This window comes from Thermostichus sp. MS-CIW-40 (assembly GCF_054058315.1).
The window spans coordinates 47106-66889 of the sequence record NZ_JBSSAC010000002.1 but is presented as its reverse complement, the minus strand read 5'-3'; the positions used below and the strand labels follow the sequence as shown (position 1 = coordinate 66889).

Sequence of the window (19784 nt, the reverse complement as noted above, 5' to 3'; positions counted from 1 at the left end):
GGAGCATCTCACTATGGATCCGTTAACCTCTGCTGCTTCTGTTCTGGCTGCTGCTCTGGCCATTGGTCTGGGATCCCTGGGTCCTGGGATCGGACAGGGGAACGCCGCTGCTGCTGCGATGGAAGGGGTGGCCCGCCAACCGGAGGCGGAAGACAAGATCCGCGGCAACCTGCTGGTTAGCCTGGCCTTCATGGAAGCTCTGACCATCTACGGCTTGGTGGTGGCTTTGGTGCTCTTGTTTGCCAACCCCTTCGCCTAGTGTCCTACGGGGGCGGGCCGCAGCGATGGCCGAGGTGAGCCATATCCGCCCCCCAACTCGGCCTGACGGTAGACCTAAGTTTCTGTTGGGGTCATAACACCCATGCTCTTCCAAACTCTATTGGCTGTTGAAGCGGCTGAAAAAGGTGGTCTTTTCGATCTGGATGCCACCCTGCCCCTGATTGCCATTCAGTTTTTGCTGTTGGTGGCAGTGCTCAACTCTCTCTTCTATGAGCCGGTTACGCGGGCTATCGACAGCCGCAGCGACTACATCCGCACCACTCAAGCGGAAGCCCAAGAGCGGTTGGACAAGGCGGTGTCGTTGACCCGACAGTATGAGTCTGAGATCAGCCAGGCCCGCTTGCAAGCCCAGCAGGTGATCGCTGAGGCAGAGGCTGCAGCTGCTCGCATTCGTTCCGAGAAACTGGCTGCTGTGCAGGCAGAGATCCAGCAGAAGCTGGAGGCGGCGCGGCTACAGGTCGAGCAAGAGAAGCAGGCAGCCCTCGAACAGCTGCAGCAGCAGGTGGATGCCATTGCCGCCCAGATTACCCAGAAACTGTTGGGCAGTGCTCGTTAGATCGCTGGTTGGAAGTACTTTTGGAGGAGCTTGCGATGCCTGTGTGGAGTTGGGTGGCCGGTTGGATCTTGGCTGTGGCCGAGACCACGGAGCTACTCCCAGAAGCCAAGGCAGGAGAGGGGGATCTCTTGGCCAAGATTCTCGAGAGCAACCTGATCAACATCGCGATCATTCTCACCTTGCTGTTTATCTTGGGTCGCAAAGTGGTGGGAGAAGCCCTGGCCAAGCGGCGGGAGGGGATCCTAGAAGAACTGCGGCAGGCGGAGCAGCGCAAACAGGAAGCCATCGAGAAGCTGGCGGAGGAGCAGCAAAAGCTGGCCCAGGCTCAGCAGGAGGCTGAACGTATCCGCAAGCAGGCGGAAGCCAACGCCGAAGCCCGTCGGCAAGAGTTGTTGGAGCAGGCGGAGCGGGAAGTGGAGCGGCTGCGGGCCAATGCCGAGAAAGAGTTGTCCAGCGAGCAGGAGCGGATTCTTCAAGAGTTGCGTCGGCAGATCGTTCGCCAAGCCCTGAGCAAGGTGGAGCAGGAGTTGCCGCAGCACCTCAACGAAGAGGTTCACCGCAGCTTGATCGAGAGAGGGATCCAAATGATTGCCCGCTAACTCTCAAGGAGGAGAAAGGTATGATCAGCAGCACAATGGCCGAGAAGGTGGTGGATCCCTATGCCGAGGCTCTCATTGCTCTTGGGTCAGGCCAGGGATTGCTGGACACTTTTGCTGCCGATATGCGCTTTATTGCCGAGGTTTTGCGGGCTACGCCGGAGCTGGGCCAGTTTCTCGCCAACCCGGTGATCAAGGCCGAGGCCAAAAAGAACCTGCTGCAGCAAGTATTTGCCGATCAGATCCACCCTCTGCTGCTGAATGCGCTGAAGTTGTTGACCGACCGCCGCCGTATCATGTTTCTCGGGGCCGTCTGCCGGCGCTTTTTGGATCTGCAACGGAAGCTCCAGAACATTGTCCTGGCCGAGGTGACGACGGCGATACCCTTGACGGAAGCTCAGCAGCAGTCAATTCGCGAGCGGGTGATGGACTTCACCCAGGCCAGCGGTGTGGAGTTGCAAGCCACTCAGGATCCGGAGCTGCTGGGAGGGGTGGTCATCAAGATTGGATCCCAGGTGATCGACCTCAGCTTGCGTGGACAGTTGCGCCGGCTGGCCTTGCAGTTGGCCTAAGTTGGTTTTTGAGGATCCCTTCCCGTTACCTTGAGAGGACTGCTATGCCTACCATTCGCCCAGACGAGATTAGCACCATCATCAAACAGCAGATTGAGCAGTACAACCAGGAGATGCAGGTCTCCAATGTGGGGACAGTTCTGCAGGTGGGGGATGGCATTGCCCGCATCTACGGTTTGGATAAGGTGATGGCCAGCGAGCTGCTGGAATTTGAGGATGGCACCACCGGTATTGCCCTCAACCTGGAAGAAGACAACATCGGTGCCGTGCTGATCGGCTCCGGGCGGAATATCCAAGAGGGATCCACCGTCAAATCCACGGGCAAGATTGCCAGCATCCCGGTGGGGGAAGCCCTCTTGGGCCGCGTGGTGGATCCCCTGTGCAACCCCCTCGACGGCAAAGGCCCGATCCAGTGTACGGAGTCTCGCCTGATCGAATCTCCGGCACCTGGCATTGTCGATCGCCGCTCTGTGTACGAGCCCCTGCAAACCGGCATTACCGCCATCGATGCCCTGATCCCCATCGGGCGGGGGCAGCGGGAACTGATCATCGGCGACCGCCAAACCGGCAAGACCACCGTTGCTGTGGACACAATCCTGAACCAAAAAGGGCAGGATGTGATCTGCATTTACGTGGCCATTGGTCAGAAGCAGAGCACCATCGCCCAGGTGGTGGGCATCCTGACCGAGCGAGGGGCTATGGACTACAGCATTGTGGTGGCTGCCGGCGCCGATAGCCCGGCCCCGTTGCAGTGGCTGGCCCCCTACTGTGGCGCCACCATTGCTGAATACTTCATGTACCAGGGCAAACACACCCTGGTGGTCTATGACGACCTCTCCAAGCAGGCGGTGGCTTATCGGCAAATGTCGCTGCTGCTGCGCCGTCCACCCGGTCGGGAAGCTTATCCTGGGGATGTGTTCTACCTGCACTCGCGGCTATTGGAGCGAGCCGCCAAGCTGAGCAGCCAACTGGGAGAGGGATCCATGACGGCGCTGCCGATCGTGGAAACCCAGGCCAATGACGTGTCGGCCTACATTCCCACCAATGTTATCTCCATCACCGATGGGCAGATCTTCTTGGAATCGGATCTGTTCAACGCTGGCATCCGCCCGGCCATCAACGTCGGGATTTCCGTCAGCCGCGTCGGCTCGGCAGCTCAGACCAAGGCGATGAAAAAGGTGGCTGGCTCCATCAAGGTGGAACTGGCCCAATTTCGGGATCTGGAAGCCTTTGCCCAATTTGCCTCTGACCTGGATGAGGCCACCCAAAAGCAGTTGGCCCGCGGCCAACGGCTGCAGGAGTTGCTGAAACAGCCGCAATACTCTCCCCTGTCTCTGGATCAGCAGGTGGCCATTATCTATGCGGGGACGCGAGGCTATTTGGATGACATTCCGGTGGAGAAGGTCTCCAGCTTCAAACAGGGCCTTTTGGCTTACCTGGGCACCACCCATCCCAAGTATGGCGAGATCGTCCTCTCCACCAAGCAACTCACCGACGAGGCAGAAGAAATCTTGAAAACGGCCATCACAGAGTTCAAGCAGAGCTTCGTGGCCAAGGCGGCCTAGGGTGACGCGGATCTCTCCTGGCCCGGATCCCTGTCGACCACCAAAATAGAGGGAGTAGGTTATGGCAAACCTCAAGCGCATCCGCGATCGCATCAAGGCGGTGAAAAACACCCGCAAAATTACCGAGGCCATGCGGCTGGTGGCAGCAGCTCGGGTGCGGCGCGCCCAAGAGCAAGTGATGGCCACCCGTCCCTTCGCCGACCGGCTGGCCCAGGTTTTCTATCGACTGCAGACGCGGCTGCGACTGGAGGATGTCAACTTGCCTCTGCTGAAGCAGCGGCCCATCCAGACGGTGGGGCTGTTGGTGGTGGCCGGGGATCGGGGCTTGTGCGGAGCCTACAACGCCAACGTGATTAAGCGCACCGAGGAGCGGGTTCGCGAGCTGCAGGAGACAGGGCAGCAGGTGCAGCTTTACCTGGTGGGCCGCAAGGCGGTGCAGTATTTCCAGCGGCGCTCCGCTCCCATCGCCAAGACCTACGTGAATTTGTCGCAGATCCCCACGGCGGCTGAGGCTGCCCAGATTGGGGATCAGCTCCTCTCGGCCTTCTTGTCGGAGAAGGTGGACAAGGTAGAGCTGCTCTATACCCGCTTTGTCTCTTTGATCAGCTCCCGTCCGGTGGTGCAATCCCTGTTGCCCCTCGATCCGTCGCGGTTGGCCACTCAAGACGATGAAATTTTTCGTCTTTTGGTGCGGGGTGGGGAGTTTACCGTCGAGCGCAGCAAAGTCATTGCAGCGGTCTCGGCCCCACCTCAGGACATGATCTTTGAGCAGGATCCCGTGCAGATTTTGGATGCACTGCTGCCGCTGTACCTGAACAACCAGTTGCTACGGGCCTTGCAGGAGGCGGCGGCCAGCGAATTGGCAGCTCGCATGACGGCCATGAACAACGCCAGCGACAATGCCAGCGAGCTCATTCGCACGCTGGGTCTTGCCTACAACAAAGCTCGCCAGGCGGCTATTACCCAGGAGATCCTGGAGGTGGTGGCCGGAGCGGAGGCCTTGTAGGGTTCTCAAAGGAGATCCCCTGAGGAGCCGAGGTTGCGTTGCCGCGCCATCTGGGAGTTGAGCAGAACCACCGGCAAAATCCCCACTAAGACAATGGCCAAAGCCGGTGCCCCTGCTTCCGCAAGACGCTCATCGGCTGCCAAGCGGTAGGTTTGCACCGCCAAGGTGTCGAAGTTGAAGGGCCGCAGCACCATCGTGGCCGGCAGCTCCTTCATCACATCCACAAATACCAGCAGCATAGCCCCCAAGAGGCCACCCCTCATCAAGGGCAAATGCACCTGCCACAGGGTGCCCAGGGATCCCTGTCCCAGGCTGCGGGCCGCTTCATCCAAACTGGGGGGAATGCGCAGCAGCGTGGCCTCGACGGTGGCCAAAGCCACGGCCAAAAACCGCACCAGGTAGCCGAACACCAAAGCCGTGAGGGTGCCACTGATCACCAGGCCAGGTGGCTGTTGCAGCACCACCTGCCGCAGGTAGCTCAGCAGTTGATCCAACCACCCTAGGGGAATCAGAACCCCCACTGCAATCACCACCCCAGGCAGCGCATAGCCCAGAGAAGACAACTGCACTGCCAGCCGCAGGCCCCACGGGGATCCCGCCCGTCCTAGCCCCTGCATGCGCAGCCCGTAAAGCACCACCACCGACACGGAAACAGCAATGATAGCCGTGATGGTGGATAGCAGAAAGCTGTTCTGGGCGTAGCTCCAAAAGCGGCGACCCAACTCCCCCTGCCGCAGGGTCATGTGGAGCAGGATCAAGGCCGGCACGACGAAGCCCAGCCCAATCGGGATCCCACAGGCTAGCCAAGCCCCCACCGCCCGGATCCCTTGTAGGCGGTAACGGGTTGGGGTGGGTTTGAACCCTTGGCGATAGTAGCGCGCCCGCCGGCGGGAGACCTGCTCCATCGTTATCAGCAGCAACACCAGCAGCAACAGCAGCGCCGAAAGCTGAGCCGCCGCCACCGGATTGCCCAGGGCCGTCCAGGTGCGGTAGATGCCGGTTGTAAAGGTATCTACCCCGAAATAGCTGACCGTACCGAAATCGTTGAGGGTCTCCATCAAGGCCAGCAGACAGCCGGCCACGATCCCCGGTCGGGCCAGCGGCAAAGCCACCTTGAAAAAGCTGGCCCAAGGCCCGTAGCCCAAGGAGCGGCTTACCTCTAAGCAGGCCACCGATTGCTCCTGAAAGGCCAGCCGGGCCGAGAGGTAAACATAGGGATAGAGGGTGAGGATCAGCAGCAGGATCGCCCCCCACAACGAGCGAATGTTAGGGAACCAGTAGTCGCCGATCCCCCAACCTGTTACCCGCCGCAGCCAGATCTGGAAACCGCCGGTTACCTGCAAAAAATCGGTGTAGGCGTAGGCCAACACATAGGTGGGGGCCGCCAGGGGCAGCACCAACATCCACTCCAGCCAGGCCCGCCCCCAAAACTGACACATGGTCACCAGCCAGGCAGTGCCACTGCCCACCAGGATGACCCCCGCCGCCACCCCTGCCATCATCACCAGGCTATTGCGCACATAAAGCCCCAAGACCGTATCGGCCAGGTGCTCCCAAACCTGCCGCTCGTCCGCAAAAAGGCTGAGCAACACCGTAAGGACAGGAACGAGAATGAGACCGCTGAGGGTCAGAGTCAGAAGCGCCCAGCCGTTCAGAGGAAAGAAGCCACTTCCCGGCAGAGATTTGCTCAACAACTTCAACCTCATCTCTTTGTCCATCTCAACAGGCGGGAGCTACCTCTTGAGCAACTCCTGGGGAAGAAAAGGGGATCCTCCAGGGATCCCCAACCAAGTTTTCTCTCAAAACAAGCTCTTGGGCAGCTTAACGAAATAAACGATGTTCTCGTCTTGCTTGTTACCAAGGTAAGGCATAGTTTTTTCTTGAACCGCGCCCTTTTCCAAGACGATGCCAAAGTCGTCGTCGTTAACTATCGCTAGGGTAGTTGAGTTGAGAATGGCCAACCCCTCGGGCTTGTCGTGGGGATAATTGGGGATCGACATAATGTCAAATACTTCTTCTTTGTTTTCTGTGGTCAAAAGCAGATCCCGCTTTGGAACAGGAGCCTTTTCGGGAAGGTTTTCAATTGCCTTTGCCGGGCTATTGGTGTAGAAAGAAGTTAAAGAAAGCAGGAGCAAGAACAAGCCTGCTGTTCGCAGTTGTTTCATTTGGCAAACCTCCAGAAGCTTTTGAAAAAGAAAGACAGGACGCCTGAGCGGCCTCGAACGGAAGCAACGCCGTCCTAGAGTATCGACGCTTGGCCAAGAACCGTCAAGCTGCTTAACGTTCACGGCGTCAAGCAATGAAAGGCTGCACTCAGGGCCTGTCCTGGAGGCCTGATCTACTTCCAACCGGCCCGATCCATTACCTTTAGGGCATCAGGGGTGACGCGGCCAATGCTGGCGGCGTTGATCGTATCTTCCTTAAAGGTGCCAAAGCTAGCCACCAACGAGTCGATCTCAGCCCCGGGCAGTACCGGGTACTCATTGTTGCTCTGGGCAAAAATGGCCTGCGCCTCTGGCCCGGAGAGAAACTCCAAAAATTGGATGGCCGCGTCTTTGTTGGGAGCTGTTTTCAGAATGCCGGCCCCGCTGATGTTGACGTGGGTGCCACGATCCTGCTGGTTGGGGAAGAAGACGCCGATTTTCTCGGCTACGGCGCGCTCTTCTGGATTGTCGGATTTGATCAAACGCGGCAAATAGTAGGTGTTGGCCAAAGCCACGTCTCCCACCCCGGCGGCCACGGCCTTGATCTGATCTATGTCTCCCCCTTCCGGCGGACGAGCAAAATTGGCTACTAAACCCCGTGCCCATTGCTCTGTTTCCGGGATCCCGTGGGCCAAGATGATCGAGGCCGTCAAGGATTGGCTGTAGACGTTGCTGGAGGAGCGGGTGAGCACCTTGCCCCGCCATTTGGGGTTTGCCAAGTCCTCATAGGTGGACAACTCCTTGGGATCCACCTTGTCTTTGTTGTACATGATCACCCGCGCCCGCTTGGTGAGGCCAAACCAGTACCCCTCTGGATCCCGCAGAGACTCGGGAATATTTTTGGAGAGCGTCTCCGACTGGATGGGTTGAAACCAGCCCTCGTTCTGAGCCCGCCACAACCGGGCAACATCCACCGTCATGAAGATGTCGGCGGGGCTGTTGGATCCCTCGCTGCGGATGCGCTCGATGATCTCATCGGCTTTGCCCTGCACCCAATTCACGGTAATGCCCGTTTTCTGCTGGAAAAGTTCGTACAATTTCTCGTCTGTGCTGTAGTGTCGCGAGGTGTAGAGGTTCACTTCCCGATTGGCGCCATGGGCCGGACGCAGAAGAGACCCTGCTGCCAGAGCCGCAGAACCTAGCGTGGCTCCACTGACAAATTGCCGTCGCGATAAGCGCATACCCAACTCCTAAGTTCAAAAACATCTCAAGAGACACAGCTCCACCGGCCAGGCTCTCTCTGAGAAAGCACCGGAAAGCCAAGCCCAAAGGACAAAGACAGTCCCCGCAAGCCTCACTCTGTTGGCTCTTATCTTGGGCCAACCTTATTGAGACTTTTATTCAAGAACTTTGCCTTGAGGCAATGATAGGAGATCTCAAGTACCAGGTCAAGCTCTTGGGAGTTGTTCTCACTTCTCACCCTTTGGGATGAAACTGGGTGGCTTCCCCTTGTCCTCGACAGCGCCTGAGATGGCCAGCAACGCAGCCGGTCTTGTTGAGCAACGGGTCTCTACCCAGGGCTTTGCGGTCAGCGGTATTGACAGCACTCGCGAAAGCTGAAGAGGCTTCGGGTATAAAGGGAGCAGGGTAGATGACAGAGCTATGGTGAGCTCCCTTTCGAGATCGCCTCATGCACAGGTGCAAGAGAATAGCAGGGATCCAGGTGTCTCTATCCTGGTCTGCGGCTACAACGATTTGGTGGAGCATGACTCTAGTCAATAATAAGCTCAACTATACTGAAAATAATGTATAATATGTTCAGTACGGATTACTACCGGTTGATCTTTCTGTTTACTTTCGAGTCTGCCAACATGGTAGCCAAAGCAAAGCAGAAAATTGGTAGTAAGACGACACGGAAACTGCGCTTTGGGTATTCTACTCAAAGCTTTGCGGGATACCGCCATTCTGTTTGGACTCCGTCCCGCTAACGCGAATGGAAACAAACAGAATGCTATCGCTGCATAGTTGAACAGTGATGTTCAGCAGTGTTCAGCGTAAATGTATCAGGTCTCGGCCGATTGCCACTAACTGGGGCTATCCTTGCGCCAACTGGCCCAGGACTATGACCTGGTGATCTTGCTGCATCGCTCCCGACCGGGGAAACCCTGTGTTTTTCCCAAGATCTGGCAAAAAGAGGGCAAGACCCTGTTGAAAGAAGGCGATCAACTCTATGTGATGGGAACGGTGGGATCCCTGATTCGCTTAACCCAAGGACGGCCTCTTCCCCCAGAGCTGTATCAGGTGCGCCTCCTAGAGTATCGCAACCCCTATTTTGAAGAGGAGATCCTCTCGGCTTTATCGTTCTACGCACGCCTGCCCAAAACGGCCCTGAAACCCCTATTGGGCTGTCTGCCGGCGGTGGTGAGCCCACCCCTTCCCCGCGACAAGGCAATCAAGTTAGCCCGCCAACTGCGCAAAATGAGCACTGAAGTGCAGGTGTTTGCCCAGGCGCAGCCTGCCCATTGGATCCCTGCAGCCATGAACGAAAACAGCGAGAGTAATCTGAATTGATTTGGACACTGTTCTGTTTATTGGTCTATTCTGCACTCCGTAGTCCAAAACATCTCGTTATGGGCAGTTGGACATTTAGGAGATAGGCTTTTCGGCTGCAAGTCGCACAAAGCGATTTTGGTTGTAGAGCTGCTGAGCCACCACCGCGAAACCCACCTTCTCCAACAACCACACCAGGTCTTCGGCGCTGAAGCGATTGTGCTCGTAGAAGTGGGTAAACTGATCCAGCAGCGTTTCCAAAGGCGTGTCCGACTGGAAGAGTTGGGCCTCTGTATCGGCATCGAAGTAGAGGCTGAGCGGGGCGCGCACCCAATCCACCAGCAAAAATCGCCCCCCCGGCTTGAGTAGACGCAACACCTCCTGCAACAAGCGCAAGGGCTGCACCATCTCGTGCAACACCACCACTGCCTGAGCTGCATCGATGCTGTTGGCCTCAAGCGGCAAGTGAGGGTCGTGCAGGTCGGCCTGCAGCAGCTGGATTCCAGGGATCCCTTTCAAATCTGCCGCCGCTCGCTCCAACATGTAGGGCATCACATCCACCCCGATGAAGTGCCCTCCGGGATAGCGTTGCGCCCACTGACCCAGAGCAAACCCCGGCCCGGTTCCCAGATCCAACAAGCGCGGTGCAGGAGGCAGACAGGGCTCGATGTGCATCTGCCAGAACTGCCAAAACGCCTCGTTAAAGCGCCCCGGAGCTGTTGCCAGCATGCGCTCGCAGAAGCTGGGGCCACGGTGGTGCTGGTAGAGAAGCTGAAAGGTATCGAGGCCGGTCTGGGGCATGGCTGAAGATTGTTGAGAAAATTGCTAGAGGGATCACCAGAATTCGCTGATGGGCTGAAAAGAGCATCGGGGGATCCCCAAAAGTAAGGCCTAATGTCGGCCTAACGAGCAGTGGGAGCGCTGGAAAAGTTGGCAATGCCGGTCTCCAGGTCGCTAAAGCAGGTCAGTACCTTTTCCATGGAGGTGAGGTTGAGGACGAGGGCCACACTTTCCGGCACGCAACAAAGGCTAATGTTGCCCCCGGCAGCACGGCACTTGCGCAAAGCCGAGATCAACACCCCCAGCCCAGAGCTGTCCATAAAAGTGACCGACGACATGTCGATCAACATATTGGGATAACCGAAATCTAAAACCTGCTGGAGCAATTGCCGAACTTCTGAGGCGGCCTTGGCGTCAAAACGACCTTCCAGGGGCACAATTGCCAGTTTTTGCCCTTGCGGAGTTTCAGCAGTACGGATGCGCAGCTTGAAATCCATCGTTTCCAGTGAAGACCTCATGCCCCACCTTAACACCATCCGCTACCGCCCACCAGGAAATCTTGTGAAGATCCCCAGGGACAGCGCGGCTCCCTCCAAAAACATCTGCCCTCTCGCCCCCAGCTCCTCTCCCAACAAGCCAGAGGGAAGCCGTGTAAACCTATGAAGTAAGAGCCGCCCCAGAGCTTAGCAGGAACTCCATCCCCCGCAGGGAAGGGATCCCGCCTCGGCCACCCATCTCAGGTTCCAGCCAGATCTACCTACAGCATGGGCTGCAGGGTTAAAGCCTCCGAGTCTATGGAGGGAAGGGACATGTGCAAACGGGGACGGTGCATAGAGAGCAACTGGGCCAGCCGCTTGCGCAGCTCAGTACGGGGCACAATCGCGTCGATGAGCCCTTGGGCCAGCAGGTACTCGGCGGTTTGGAAGCCTTCTGGCAGCTTGCCCTTGCCGATGGTTTGCTCGATTACGTTGGGCCCGGCAAACCCCACCTGCGCGCCCGGCTCGGCCAGGATCAAATCTCCCAGCATGGCAAAGCTGGCAGTTACCCCGCCATAGGTGGGATGGGTGAGCACGGAGATGAACAATTGTCTGGCGTCGCGGTGCCTTTGTAGGGCGGCTGAGGTTTTGGCCATCTGCATGAGGCTGAGGATCCCTTCCTGCATGCGGGCTCCCCCCGAAGCCGAAAACAGGATCAAAGGCAGGTGATCGCAGGTGGCCCGTTCCGTGAGGCGGGCGATCTTCTCGCCTACCACCGAGCCCATGCTGCCGCCCATAAAGCGAAAGTCCATCACCCCAATCGCCACCGGGATCCCTTCCAGGCTTCCCAACCCTGTCAGGACGGCATCCTTGAGCTGGGTGCGCTCCTGGTAGGTGGCCAAGCGCTCGGAGTAGGGCTTTTGGTCGAAAAAGTGCAGGGGATCCGTGGGAGCCAGGTGTTCGTCCAGGGGCTGCCAGGATCCGGGATCCAAAAGCTGTTCCAGACGCTCTGGGGCTGTAATGCGGTGGTGATGCCCACAGCTGGGGCAAACTTGCCAGTTTTGCTGCAGATCCTTGGTGTAGGTCAGGGTGTCACAGGCAGGACACTTTTGCCAGAGGCCATCGGCAATTTCTCTCACCTGACGCTCTTTGTCGAAGGGGCTGCTACCTGTCAGGTTCAGAGAGGTTTGTCTGCGCCGTTCCGCAAACCAATCCAGTAGAGACATAGCTGTTGAAATATCCTCCCTACTCAGGGATGTCGAGAGCCCTGCCGGTGAGCTGCGAAACACATCTCAACGTTCTCAAGCTATCAAAGAATCGCCCGACTGAAAATAGAGACAACAGCAAGCGATGGAGACTCGGTGGCAGGTGCTGACCACAGGGGATGGATCCCTGACCTTTTTCTCGGAAGAGTTTGGACAGGCTTTTCACAACGTCAGTGGTGCCGCCCAGGAGGCTTTGGAGAAGTTTGTCCGCCCTTGCCGGCTGGATCGGCTGCCTTTGGAGCGGGATCCCGCCCAGCCCATTTGCCTTTTGGATATTTGCTTTGGCTTGGGCTACAACTCCGGCCTTGCCCTAGAAACCATTTGGCAAATCCGGCCCCACTGTTCTGTAGAAGTAATCGGCCTAGAGCGATCCCCGGAAGTGCCTCGCCAGGCTTGGCAGGCGGGGGTGGGATCCACCTGGAGCTTTGGGCAAGAATGGCAACACTGGATTGAACAGGGATCCTGGCAATCGGAGCGCTGGCGCGGAACGCTGCTGTGGGGCGATGCCCGGCAAACGGTGTTGCAGGTGCCGCTGGGGTGGGCAGATGCGGTGTTTTTGGATCCCTTCTCGCCTTCTGTTTGCCCAGAGCTGTGGACGGTGGATTTCCTGCGGGCCGTGGCTGAACGGATGCGACCAACCGGCATTTTGGCCACCTATTCCTGTGCAGCGGCGGTGCGAGCGGCTCTGTTGGAAGCAGGGCTTTTCATCGGCTCTACCCCCCCGGTAGGTCGTCCTTGGCCGGGGACAGTGGCCTCGCCCCAACCTGACCACCTGCCGCCCCTTTCCCCCATGGAGTGGGAGCACCTGAAAACTCGCGCTGCCGTGCCCTACCGGGATCCCACCTTGAAAGGAGATAGAGCGCAAATCCGTCTGCAACGCCAACGGGAACAGCAGGGATCCCCTTTGGAGCCCACTTCTGCTTGGAAACGCCGCTGGCCTGTGCAAGCCTAGAGAGTGGCGTTGCCGGAGTTCAGATCTGGACAACTTTTCCCAGGATTGCTGCCCGAGTGTATCCAAGACACCTGCGCTATTCCCGTACCCTTACGCAAGCCACCATTTCTTGACAAAGTTAAGCTAGGATGAAACTTTTCTGCTGTGAATGCCATGTCCTCTGAGGAGTCCCTCCCGCTGACGCGAGCAGCCTCTGCCGGTACGCTGGTTGCCCTTTGTGCTGAACAGCACCGCGTCATCCTGCAGTTTTTGACTCGCCTGTCTCGAGCGCCGGAGTTGGATCTGGAGCAGCGACGCCTCTGTGTACAAAGGTTGCGACAGCGCCTCTCCCGCCACATTCAACTGGAGCGCCATGTTCTCTACCCCCTGCTCAGGTCGGCTCTCCAGGCGGATCCCCACCTCAGCGCCCAAATTGAGCGGCTGGAGCAACATCTGCGGGATCAGATCCCGGAGCTGACGCGCTTTTTGCACCAATCAGAGCGCACCCCGCAGCAGGTGGATCCTTCTGCTGCCCTTCACTTCTATCGGCAATTGCGGGCTCAGTTTGATCAGGAGGAGAAAATCTTGCATCCCCTCTTTGCCCAGCATGTTTCTCCCGAAGCAGAGCAGCAGCAGTTGCGTCTGTTCCGCAAACGCCTACAGGCCAGCGCTGCTTCCAATCGCTCTGCACATAGCCGTCGCGTTGCTTTGAATGAGCTGGAACGGCAGGCGATAACCCGCCCTGTCTTGCCCAACGAGCGTCTCTGGTCGCTGCAGGGCAACACTGTGCAAATGTCCGCTCCCTAGTCGACGACGGTCTTGTTGTTGGAGGCTAGTGGTGGTATTTTTGCTGCAATCGGCTCCCTGACCCCAAAACCATGCAGCCCTGGGATCCCGAAACCTACGTCGATCAAATGGCCCAACTGCTGCAACTGCCCCTGCATCCTGAACACCGAGCAGGGGTGATCGAAAATTTTGCCCGCTTTCTGCCCATTGCTCAACAGGTGCTGGAGTTCCCGTTGCCGCCGATAGTTGAGCCAGATCCCACCTTTGACCCTCAGCCATGACCGGGGATCCCCATCTTCTCGGCAGCGCCGACGCGGTCTCCATTGCCAGGGCTGTCCGCCAGGGATCCGTGAGTGCCCAAGCGGTGGTGGCCGCCTGTCTGGAGCGGATTCGCCGGCGGGATCCCCAGCTCAATGCCTTTACAGCTGTCTTGGAGGAATCGGCCTTACAAGCGGCGGAGCAGGTGGATCGACAGGTGGCTCAAGGGATCCCTGTAGGCCCGTTGGCAGGGGTGCCTTTTGCCGTCAAGAACTTATTTGACGTGGCCGGCCTCACCACCCTGGCTGGCTCGGCGATCAACCGCGAGAATCCCCCGGCCATCCAAGATGCAACGGTGGTGGCTCGTCTCAAGCAGGCAGGGGCAATCTTGGTGGGCACCCTCAACATGGACGAGTACGCCTACGGCTTCGTCACCGAAAACAGCCACTACGGCCCCACCCACAACCCCCACGATCTCAGCCGCAGTGCGGGGGGATCCTCCGGCGGCTCGGCAGCTGCAGTAGCAGGAGGTTTGGTGCCTCTCGCCCTGGGCAGCGACACCAACGGCTCGATTCGGGTACCGGCCTCTTTGTGTGGCGTCTACGGCCTCAAGCCCACCTATGGCCGTCTATCGCGGGCAGGAGCGGCTCTGTTTGCCGCCAGCTTTGACCACGTGGGCCCCTTGGCCCGTTCGGTGGCCGATATTGCCCTCAGCTTCGATGTCATGCAAGGGCCGGATCCCCAAGATCCCGTCTGTACCCGGCGTCCTGTAGATCCCACCTTTGGGCAATTGGGGCAGGGGATCGAGGGCTTGCGCATCGCGGTGGCGGATGATTACTTTGCCCGAGGGGCAGAGCCCCCCATCTTGGCCGGGGTAGAAAAGGTGGCCCAAGCCTTGGGGGTCGGCCAGACTGTGCGGATCCCGGAAGCCCAGCGCGCCCGTGCCGCCGCCTTCCTGATCACGGCTGCTGAGGGAGCCAACCTGCACTTGCCCAACCTGCGAACTCGCCCCCACGACTTTGACCCGGCCACCCGGGATCGCTTTTTGGCCGGAGCCCTGTTGCCTGCCAGTTGGATCTTGCAGGCGCAGCGCTTTCGCCGCTGGTATCGCCAGCAGGTGCAGGCCATTTTTCAGGAGATCGATCTGTTCATCGCCCCCACCACCCCCTGCTTTGCCCCCTTGCTCGGCCAAGAGAAGATGGTGATCGATGGGGTAGAGGTTCTCACTCGGCCCAACCTCGGCCTCTACACTCAGCCCCTCTCGTTTATCGGCCTGCCGGTGCTTTCAGTGCCGTTGCGCGAGAGCGGATCCCTGCCCTTTGGCGTACAACTGGTGGCCGCCCCCTATCAAGAAGCCAAACTGCTGCGGGCAGCCGCCTATTTGGAGAAGCTAGGGATCCCCAATGCCCAGCCGGTCTGAGCCATGAAGAGCCCTACTTTTGCAGCACATCTAGCGCTAGAGCTCGTGGGCATCTTCTCATGAACACTAAATATGTAGATGAACCGGTTGTTTGGTCAAGACAAGATTTCAATTGCTTTTGAGGAGCCGCTTTAGTCTCTGTGTAGCCTGTGGGTAACGTCTGAAGCTGTATTTGGGCAGACTCTTTGGCCTTGGCTCGCAAGAGAGATCGAGGCACTGGATATTAAAGTAAAATTAAGCCCCCAGTTGTTGTATCGAATGCCTCCTTTTCCGGGCTTGGCCAATAGAATGAACAGCATAAAATAGACACGGCACCCCCACCTGGACTCTATAACCCTATGGATCATCCTGATTCTGTGGCTCGGCGCTACATGAAACTGTGCGAGGCCTATCTCTCTCTCAACGAAGCCTTCGACAGATTGGATCAGTCCCACAGCCACCTACAGCGCCACTTCAAACGACTCCTTGGCTATTTCAGTGCTGCCCAACAAGCTCTGGTTCAACTGCCGCTCTTGCAACAGCGGATTGAGCAGAGCGACCGCTGGATGAACTCCTTGCGAGAAGAACTGCAAGCCAAAGAAGCCCGGCTTGGCGAGCTAATCGCCAACTACAACCAAGTCTGCGGCGAGCTGGACTCCACCAAAGCAGAACTGTTGGGCGCTCAAGCACTGATTGAGAAACTGGAAGCCGAAAATGCTCAGGTTTTGGAACGCTTGAGTCGGCTCGCCAACATGGAAGAGGAAATGGCAAACTTGGCGGAACAGCTAGCCCAAGCGAACGAAGCTCGTCAGCAGATGGAGGCTCGAAATCGCGAGCTGGAGCGAGCTTTGGGAGACCGGGATCAGCACATTTACAGCCTGCAAGAGCGATTGGCACAATTGGAGCAAGAGATGGCCTTCCTGAAAGCTCAGCGGGATGAGGCCCAGCAAGCTGCACAACTGGCTATGTCTCGCGCTGAGCAGGCGGAAGCTAGGCTGAAGGTGCAAACCGAACAAGTTCAGACTTTGCAAAATAAGCTCCATCAAGCCGAGGAGCAGCTGGCCATGGTAACCCTGAACGAGCTGGAGCTCCTGCTCAGCCATAACTCGATGAACCTCTTGCAAGAAGCGGAGCAGGCTGCAGAAGTAGATGCCCAGGTGCTGGCAAGCGTACCGGCCTCTCTGGCCGAGGCGGAACACATTCTGCTGGAGATCGACCAGTTCATTCAGTTCATTTTGGCCTACTCGGAGCCCATGAAGTCGCAGGCTGCGTGACATACTCCCGACGCTGTAGCTAGCTTCCCGCAGGGTTGCTACGCACACAGCGCGGGCTTCTCAGCTAGAAATTGCAGGAGCCCCGCACTGTACCCGTAGGGTCAGTGCCGGGAGGAATGCGCTTTGATGAAGTACAATGGACTTATGAGCCAAGTCCTGACCGTCTCCTGTAAGCTCAAGGTGTTCCCGTCACAAGCCGCCAAATTGGACGCGACGATGGATGTCTTTGTGCAGGCATTGAACTGGGTCAACCAGAACACGCCGGAGAAGATCGTCAACGCGGTCAAACTGCAATCCCTTTGCTACTACGAGATTCGAGCCCGGTTCGGCTTGTCCAGTAACTTGGCTCAACAGGTGTGCAGACGGGTGGCAGGCGCTCGCAAAGTGGCGAGACAGCGCAACCGTCCGGTTAAAGAGTTCAAGCGTAGGTTCGTTACCTACGACGCACGTATCTTTTCATTCCGCGAGAAAGACTGGACGGTGTCGCTGACCACGGTTGATGGAAGAGAACGCTTTGAGCTAGCCATTGGCAACTACCAGAGGGGAATGCTGGCTGGCTCTAGCCCCAAATCGGCCACCCTAGTCCAGCGGAAGGACGGCTCCTACTCCATCCAGATTTGCGTAGAGAAAAAACCACCCAAGCAACAAGATACCGACAAGGTGATCGGGGTGGACTTGGGGAGGACAGATATTGCCCATACGTCAGAGGGGGACAATTGGAATGGACAGCAGTTGAACAGAGTCCGCGACCACTACTCCAAGCTGAGGGCGGCACTCCAACGCAAAGCCAGTAAGGGCACCCGCAGTTCGCGGCGCAGATGCCGTCAACTGTTGCAACGGCTGTCTGGCAAGGAGAGACGCTTTCAGGCGTGGGTCAATCATCGCATCTCCAAAGCTATTGTCTCTAGGGCAAAAGCCACAAACAGCGCTCTTGCTCTGGAAGACTTGACAGGGATTCGGGAAAGGGTCAATCAACAGCCACGCAGCAAGACAGAGCGTAGGCGGGCAAATAGTTGGGCGTTTTATCAACTCCGTCAATTTTTGGAGTACAAGGCTCTGCGTGCGGGGGTTGCTCTGATTCTTGTTCCGCCTGCCTACACGTCGCAGACCTGCCACCGGTGTTTGCACATTCATCCCGACCCTGCGCAATCCTATCGCAGTGGAAAGAAGTTTAAGTGTGGACACTGTGGATGGGAAGGGGATGCGGATTTGAATGGTGCGAATGTGATTGCGCTCTTGGGGGCTGCTGTAAACCAGCCTAGAGGTTCGTGGTTGGCTTGCCAACTGCAGGGCTACCGAAAGCCTGCTCTGTACTGCGAAGCAGTCAGGGTCGGGTAGTTTACACATTTCCTGAGCTTAAGGACTACGTCCCGCTGACGCGAAAAGGACGGGATGCCCCACCGCCCTGTAGAGTAGTGTGTAGTGACTAGTCACTAGCCACTAGCCTTTTTATTGCTTCATGGAGTGGGGTGACGGCTTCGGTTTTGCGTGGGTATGTTGACCCTGCGCATACAGCGCGGGGCTTCTCGGCGGTTTAGCTAAAATAGGCTAGAGAGCAGCTGCAAGACTCCGCAGGGTTGCAAAGCAACACCCCAATGGGGAGATGCCCATCTTCTCATCACCAGAACAAACTCTACCCTGCATCCTTTGAGCGGGCCAACCCAACTGAAGCTGACAACTTGAGCGCATGAAAGCCGTAGTCATGAGTGTGCCCGGCGGGCCAGAGGTTCTGCAGCTCCGAGAAGTACCTGAGCCCCAAATTCGCGGCGAGCGGGAGCTGCGCATCCGTCTGAGGGCAGCCGGCGTCAACCCCATCGACACCAAACTGCGGCAACGGGGCACCTTCTATCCAGAGGAGATGCCCGCCATTTTGGGGTGTGACGGTGCCGGCGTTGTGGAAGCCGTGGGATCCGGAGTTAGGCACTTTACAGTGGGAGACGAGGTGTACTTCTGCCACGGGGGTCTGGGCAGGCAGGCGGGGAATTACGCCGAGCTGATCGTGGTGGACGAGCGTTTTGTGGCTCCCAAGCCCAGAACTCTGAGCTTTGCGGAGGCTGCTGCTGCCCCGCTGGTGCTGATCACCGCCTGGGAAGCGCTTTACGACCGGGGGCGTCTCCAGGCCGGCCAAAGTGTGCTCATCCACGGGGGAGCGGGTGGAGTTGGCCATGTGGCCATTCAACTGGCCCGTCTACGGGGATCCAAAGTGGCCACCACCGTGAGCACCCCGGAAAAGGCGGAGTTTGTCCATTCCCTAGGCGCCGGCTTGCCCATCTTCTACCGGCAGACAGACTTTGTGCGCGCCGTTTTGGACTGGACAGGGGGAGAGGGGGTGGATCTTGCCCTAGATACCTTGGGCGGCAAGCTATTGGAGCAGACCTTCCCCGCAGTGCGCGTGTACGGAGATATCGTCACCCTGCTGGCTCCGGCTCCGGAGACGGACTGGCGGGTGGCCCGCGACCGCAACCTGCGGGTGGGATTTGAGCTGATGCTCACCCCGATGCTGAAAAGCCTGACCAACGCCCAACAAAATCAGGCGGAAATCCTCAGGCAATGTGCCCGCCTCATCGACCAAGGCCAACTGCGGATCCAGCTCAGCCACACCTTTCCTCTGGCCGAAGCGGCTGCCGCCCACCGGTTGCTGGAGCAGGGATCCGTTCTGGGCAAAATTGCCTTAACCATCCCCGAGTAGGCATTCTGGAGAAAGCCCGTTGAGGATCTGCCCATGGTTGCTCCTCTCACCCCCCACCTGCTGGAGAACGAGAGCTTCTACGAAAATGCCCTCTGCTGGCTAGGGCGACCCCAGACGGCCTATCGACTGTTGAGCGAAGCAGTTTTTCCTGCCATCTCCTCTTGGGTGCGGGGGGAGGTAGATAGCCACTCTTTTAACCACTGGCAACTGGAGGATGTGCGCACCTTTCTGTATCCGGTGGTGGCTCTGGGGGATCAAGAAACCCTTGTTCTCTCCAGTGAAGCCCTGCTCCTCTGCGGCATCGGCAACTATTACAACCCCTGTGACTTGGCCATTGTGGTGTTTGTACAGCAGCCCCAAGAGCTGTTCAGCCAACTGATGCAGCGCATTCGCCGGGCCGAAGCCACTATCAGCCGCGGGCCAGACGTGCGCATGCTCTCGGAACAGGTGAACCTGGCCAAGCGCGGACAAGACTACATCAACACCAAATATCTGGTCTGGCCCTACGCTCTTTCCGGTGCTGCTCAAGATACGCTAATTCAGCAGGGGATCAGCCTCATCCGTCTTTCCCCCCAAGAAGCCGCCTTGCCCTTTAAGGAATAGGTGGAGGACAATCTGCTCTGTCGGCGGAAGATAGGGATTCCCGTCCAAGCCCTTT

21 protein-coding genes are annotated in these 19784 nt (G+C 58.0%); 15 read left to right on the top strand and 6 right to left on the bottom strand.

What is annotated here, in order from left to right:
- The first annotated feature begins 13 nt into the window (after window positions 1-13).
- The 6 genes from atpE (at window position 14) to ACVWXF_RS01440 (ending at window position 4574) form a co-directional block, all read left to right on the top strand.
- Window positions 14-259, top strand: coding sequence for an ATP synthase F0 subunit C (gene atpE / locus ACVWXF_RS01465; RefSeq protein WP_235280127.1), 246 nt, complete (start codon window positions 14-16; stop codon window positions 257-259).
- A gap of 102 nt (window positions 260-361) precedes the next feature.
- Window positions 362-835, top strand: coding sequence for a F0F1 ATP synthase subunit B' (locus ACVWXF_RS01460; protein ID WP_414349846.1), 474 nt, complete (start codon window positions 362-364; stop codon window positions 833-835).
- Window positions 836-870: 35 nt separating this feature from the next.
- Window positions 871-1434, top strand: a complete 564-nt coding sequence (locus ACVWXF_RS01455) for a F0F1 ATP synthase subunit B (protein WP_457473440.1) — start codon at window positions 871-873, stop codon at window positions 1432-1434.
- A gap of 20 nt (window positions 1435-1454) precedes the next feature.
- Window positions 1455-2003 (top strand): ATP synthase F1 subunit delta, encoded by a 549-nt coding sequence (atpH, locus tag ACVWXF_RS01450; RefSeq protein WP_414330491.1) that lies wholly within the window; start codon window positions 1455-1457, stop codon window positions 2001-2003.
- 44 nt (window positions 2004-2047) lie between these two features.
- Window positions 2048-3568 carry a F0F1 ATP synthase subunit alpha gene (gene atpA / locus ACVWXF_RS01445; protein ID WP_414357040.1) on the top strand — a complete coding sequence of 507 codons (1521 nt, stop codon included), beginning with the start codon at window positions 2048-2050 and terminating at the stop codon, window positions 3566-3568.
- Window positions 3569-3629: 61 nt separating this feature from the next.
- A complete protein-coding gene (locus ACVWXF_RS01440) occupies window positions 3630-4574 on the top strand; it encodes a F0F1 ATP synthase subunit gamma (RefSeq protein ID WP_414330493.1) in 945 nt (314 codons plus the stop codon).
- Window positions 4575-4579: 5 nt separating this feature from the next.
- On the opposite strand, the gene ACVWXF_RS01435 is transcribed toward ACVWXF_RS01440, so the two are convergent.
- The 3 genes from ACVWXF_RS01435 to ACVWXF_RS01425 form a co-directional block, all read right to left on the bottom strand.
- Window positions 4580-6280 (bottom strand): ABC transporter permease, encoded by a 1701-nt coding sequence (locus ACVWXF_RS01435; protein ID WP_457384611.1) that lies wholly within the window; start codon window positions 6278-6280, stop codon window positions 4580-4582.
- Between the two features lie 93 nt (window positions 6281-6373).
- Window positions 6374-6739 carry a hypothetical protein gene (locus ACVWXF_RS01430; RefSeq protein ID WP_457473439.1) on the bottom strand — a complete coding sequence of 122 codons (366 nt, stop codon included), beginning with the start codon at window positions 6737-6739 and terminating at the stop codon, window positions 6374-6376.
- Window positions 6740-6912: 173 nt separating this feature from the next.
- On the bottom strand, window positions 6913-7959 hold the full coding sequence (locus ACVWXF_RS01425; protein ID WP_457443894.1) for a Fe(3+) ABC transporter substrate-binding protein: 1047 nt from the start codon (window positions 7957-7959) through the stop codon (window positions 6913-6915).
- Between the two features lie 859 nt (window positions 7960-8818).
- Here ACVWXF_RS01425 and ACVWXF_RS01420 point away from each other — a divergent pair.
- Window positions 8819-9289, top strand: coding sequence for a hypothetical protein (locus tag ACVWXF_RS01420; RefSeq protein WP_457473438.1), 471 nt, complete (start codon window positions 8819-8821; stop codon window positions 9287-9289).
- A 75-nt stretch (window positions 9290-9364) separates the two neighbouring features.
- On the opposite strand, the gene ACVWXF_RS01415 is transcribed toward ACVWXF_RS01420, so the two are convergent.
- From ACVWXF_RS01415 to accD, 3 genes are all read right to left on the bottom strand, one after another.
- Window positions 9365-10069 (bottom strand): class I SAM-dependent methyltransferase, encoded by a 705-nt coding sequence (locus ACVWXF_RS01415; RefSeq protein WP_457473437.1) that lies wholly within the window; start codon window positions 10067-10069, stop codon window positions 9365-9367.
- A 101-nt stretch (window positions 10070-10170) separates the two neighbouring features.
- Window positions 10171-10566 (bottom strand): STAS domain-containing protein, encoded by a 396-nt coding sequence (locus ACVWXF_RS01410; RefSeq protein ID WP_414374470.1) that lies wholly within the window; start codon window positions 10564-10566, stop codon window positions 10171-10173.
- 239 nt (window positions 10567-10805) lie between these two features.
- Window positions 10806-11750, bottom strand: coding sequence for an acetyl-CoA carboxylase, carboxyltransferase subunit beta (gene accD, locus ACVWXF_RS01405; protein WP_414344447.1), 945 nt, complete (start codon window positions 11748-11750; stop codon window positions 10806-10808).
- A 124-nt stretch (window positions 11751-11874) separates the two neighbouring features.
- On the opposite strand from accD, the gene ACVWXF_RS01400 reads away from it, so the two are divergent.
- The 8 genes from ACVWXF_RS01400 (at window position 11875) to ACVWXF_RS01365 (ending at window position 19729) form a co-directional block, all read left to right on the top strand.
- Window positions 11875-12741, top strand: a complete 867-nt coding sequence (locus ACVWXF_RS01400) for a tRNA (5-methylaminomethyl-2-thiouridine)(34)-methyltransferase MnmD (RefSeq protein WP_457473436.1) — start codon at window positions 11875-11877, stop codon at window positions 12739-12741.
- Window positions 12742-12894: 153 nt separating this feature from the next.
- Complete coding sequence (locus ACVWXF_RS01395; protein ID WP_457473435.1) at window positions 12895-13527, top strand: hemerythrin domain-containing protein; 633 nt, start codon at window positions 12895-12897, stop codon at window positions 13525-13527.
- A gap of 71 nt (window positions 13528-13598) precedes the next feature.
- Window positions 13599-13787, top strand: a complete 189-nt coding sequence (locus ACVWXF_RS01390) for a DUF4089 domain-containing protein (protein WP_011430915.1) — start codon at window positions 13599-13601, stop codon at window positions 13785-13787.
- A complete protein-coding gene (locus ACVWXF_RS01385; protein ID WP_414383519.1) occupies window positions 13784-15184 on the top strand; it encodes an AtzE family amidohydrolase in 1401 nt (466 codons plus the stop codon). The genes ACVWXF_RS01390 and ACVWXF_RS01385 overlap by 4 nt, the downstream gene beginning before the upstream one ends.
- Window positions 15185-15522: 338 nt before the next feature.
- Window positions 15523-16437: a hypothetical protein gene (locus tag ACVWXF_RS01380; protein WP_457473434.1), complete on the top strand. Its 915-nt coding sequence runs from the start codon at window positions 15523-15525 to the stop codon at window positions 16435-16437.
- A gap of 144 nt (window positions 16438-16581) precedes the next feature.
- Window positions 16582-17775, top strand: a complete 1194-nt coding sequence (locus tag ACVWXF_RS01375; protein WP_457473433.1) for an RNA-guided endonuclease InsQ/TnpB family protein — start codon at window positions 16582-16584, stop codon at window positions 17773-17775.
- 349 nt (window positions 17776-18124) lie between these two features.
- Window positions 18125-19126 (top strand): zinc-dependent alcohol dehydrogenase family protein, encoded by a 1002-nt coding sequence (locus ACVWXF_RS01370; RefSeq protein ID WP_457473432.1) that lies wholly within the window; start codon window positions 18125-18127, stop codon window positions 19124-19126.
- Between the two features lie 33 nt (window positions 19127-19159).
- Window positions 19160-19729 carry a hypothetical protein gene (locus tag ACVWXF_RS01365; RefSeq protein ID WP_414332236.1) on the top strand — a complete coding sequence of 190 codons (570 nt, stop codon included), beginning with the start codon at window positions 19160-19162 and terminating at the stop codon, window positions 19727-19729.
- Window positions 19730-19784 lie beyond the last annotated feature (55 nt).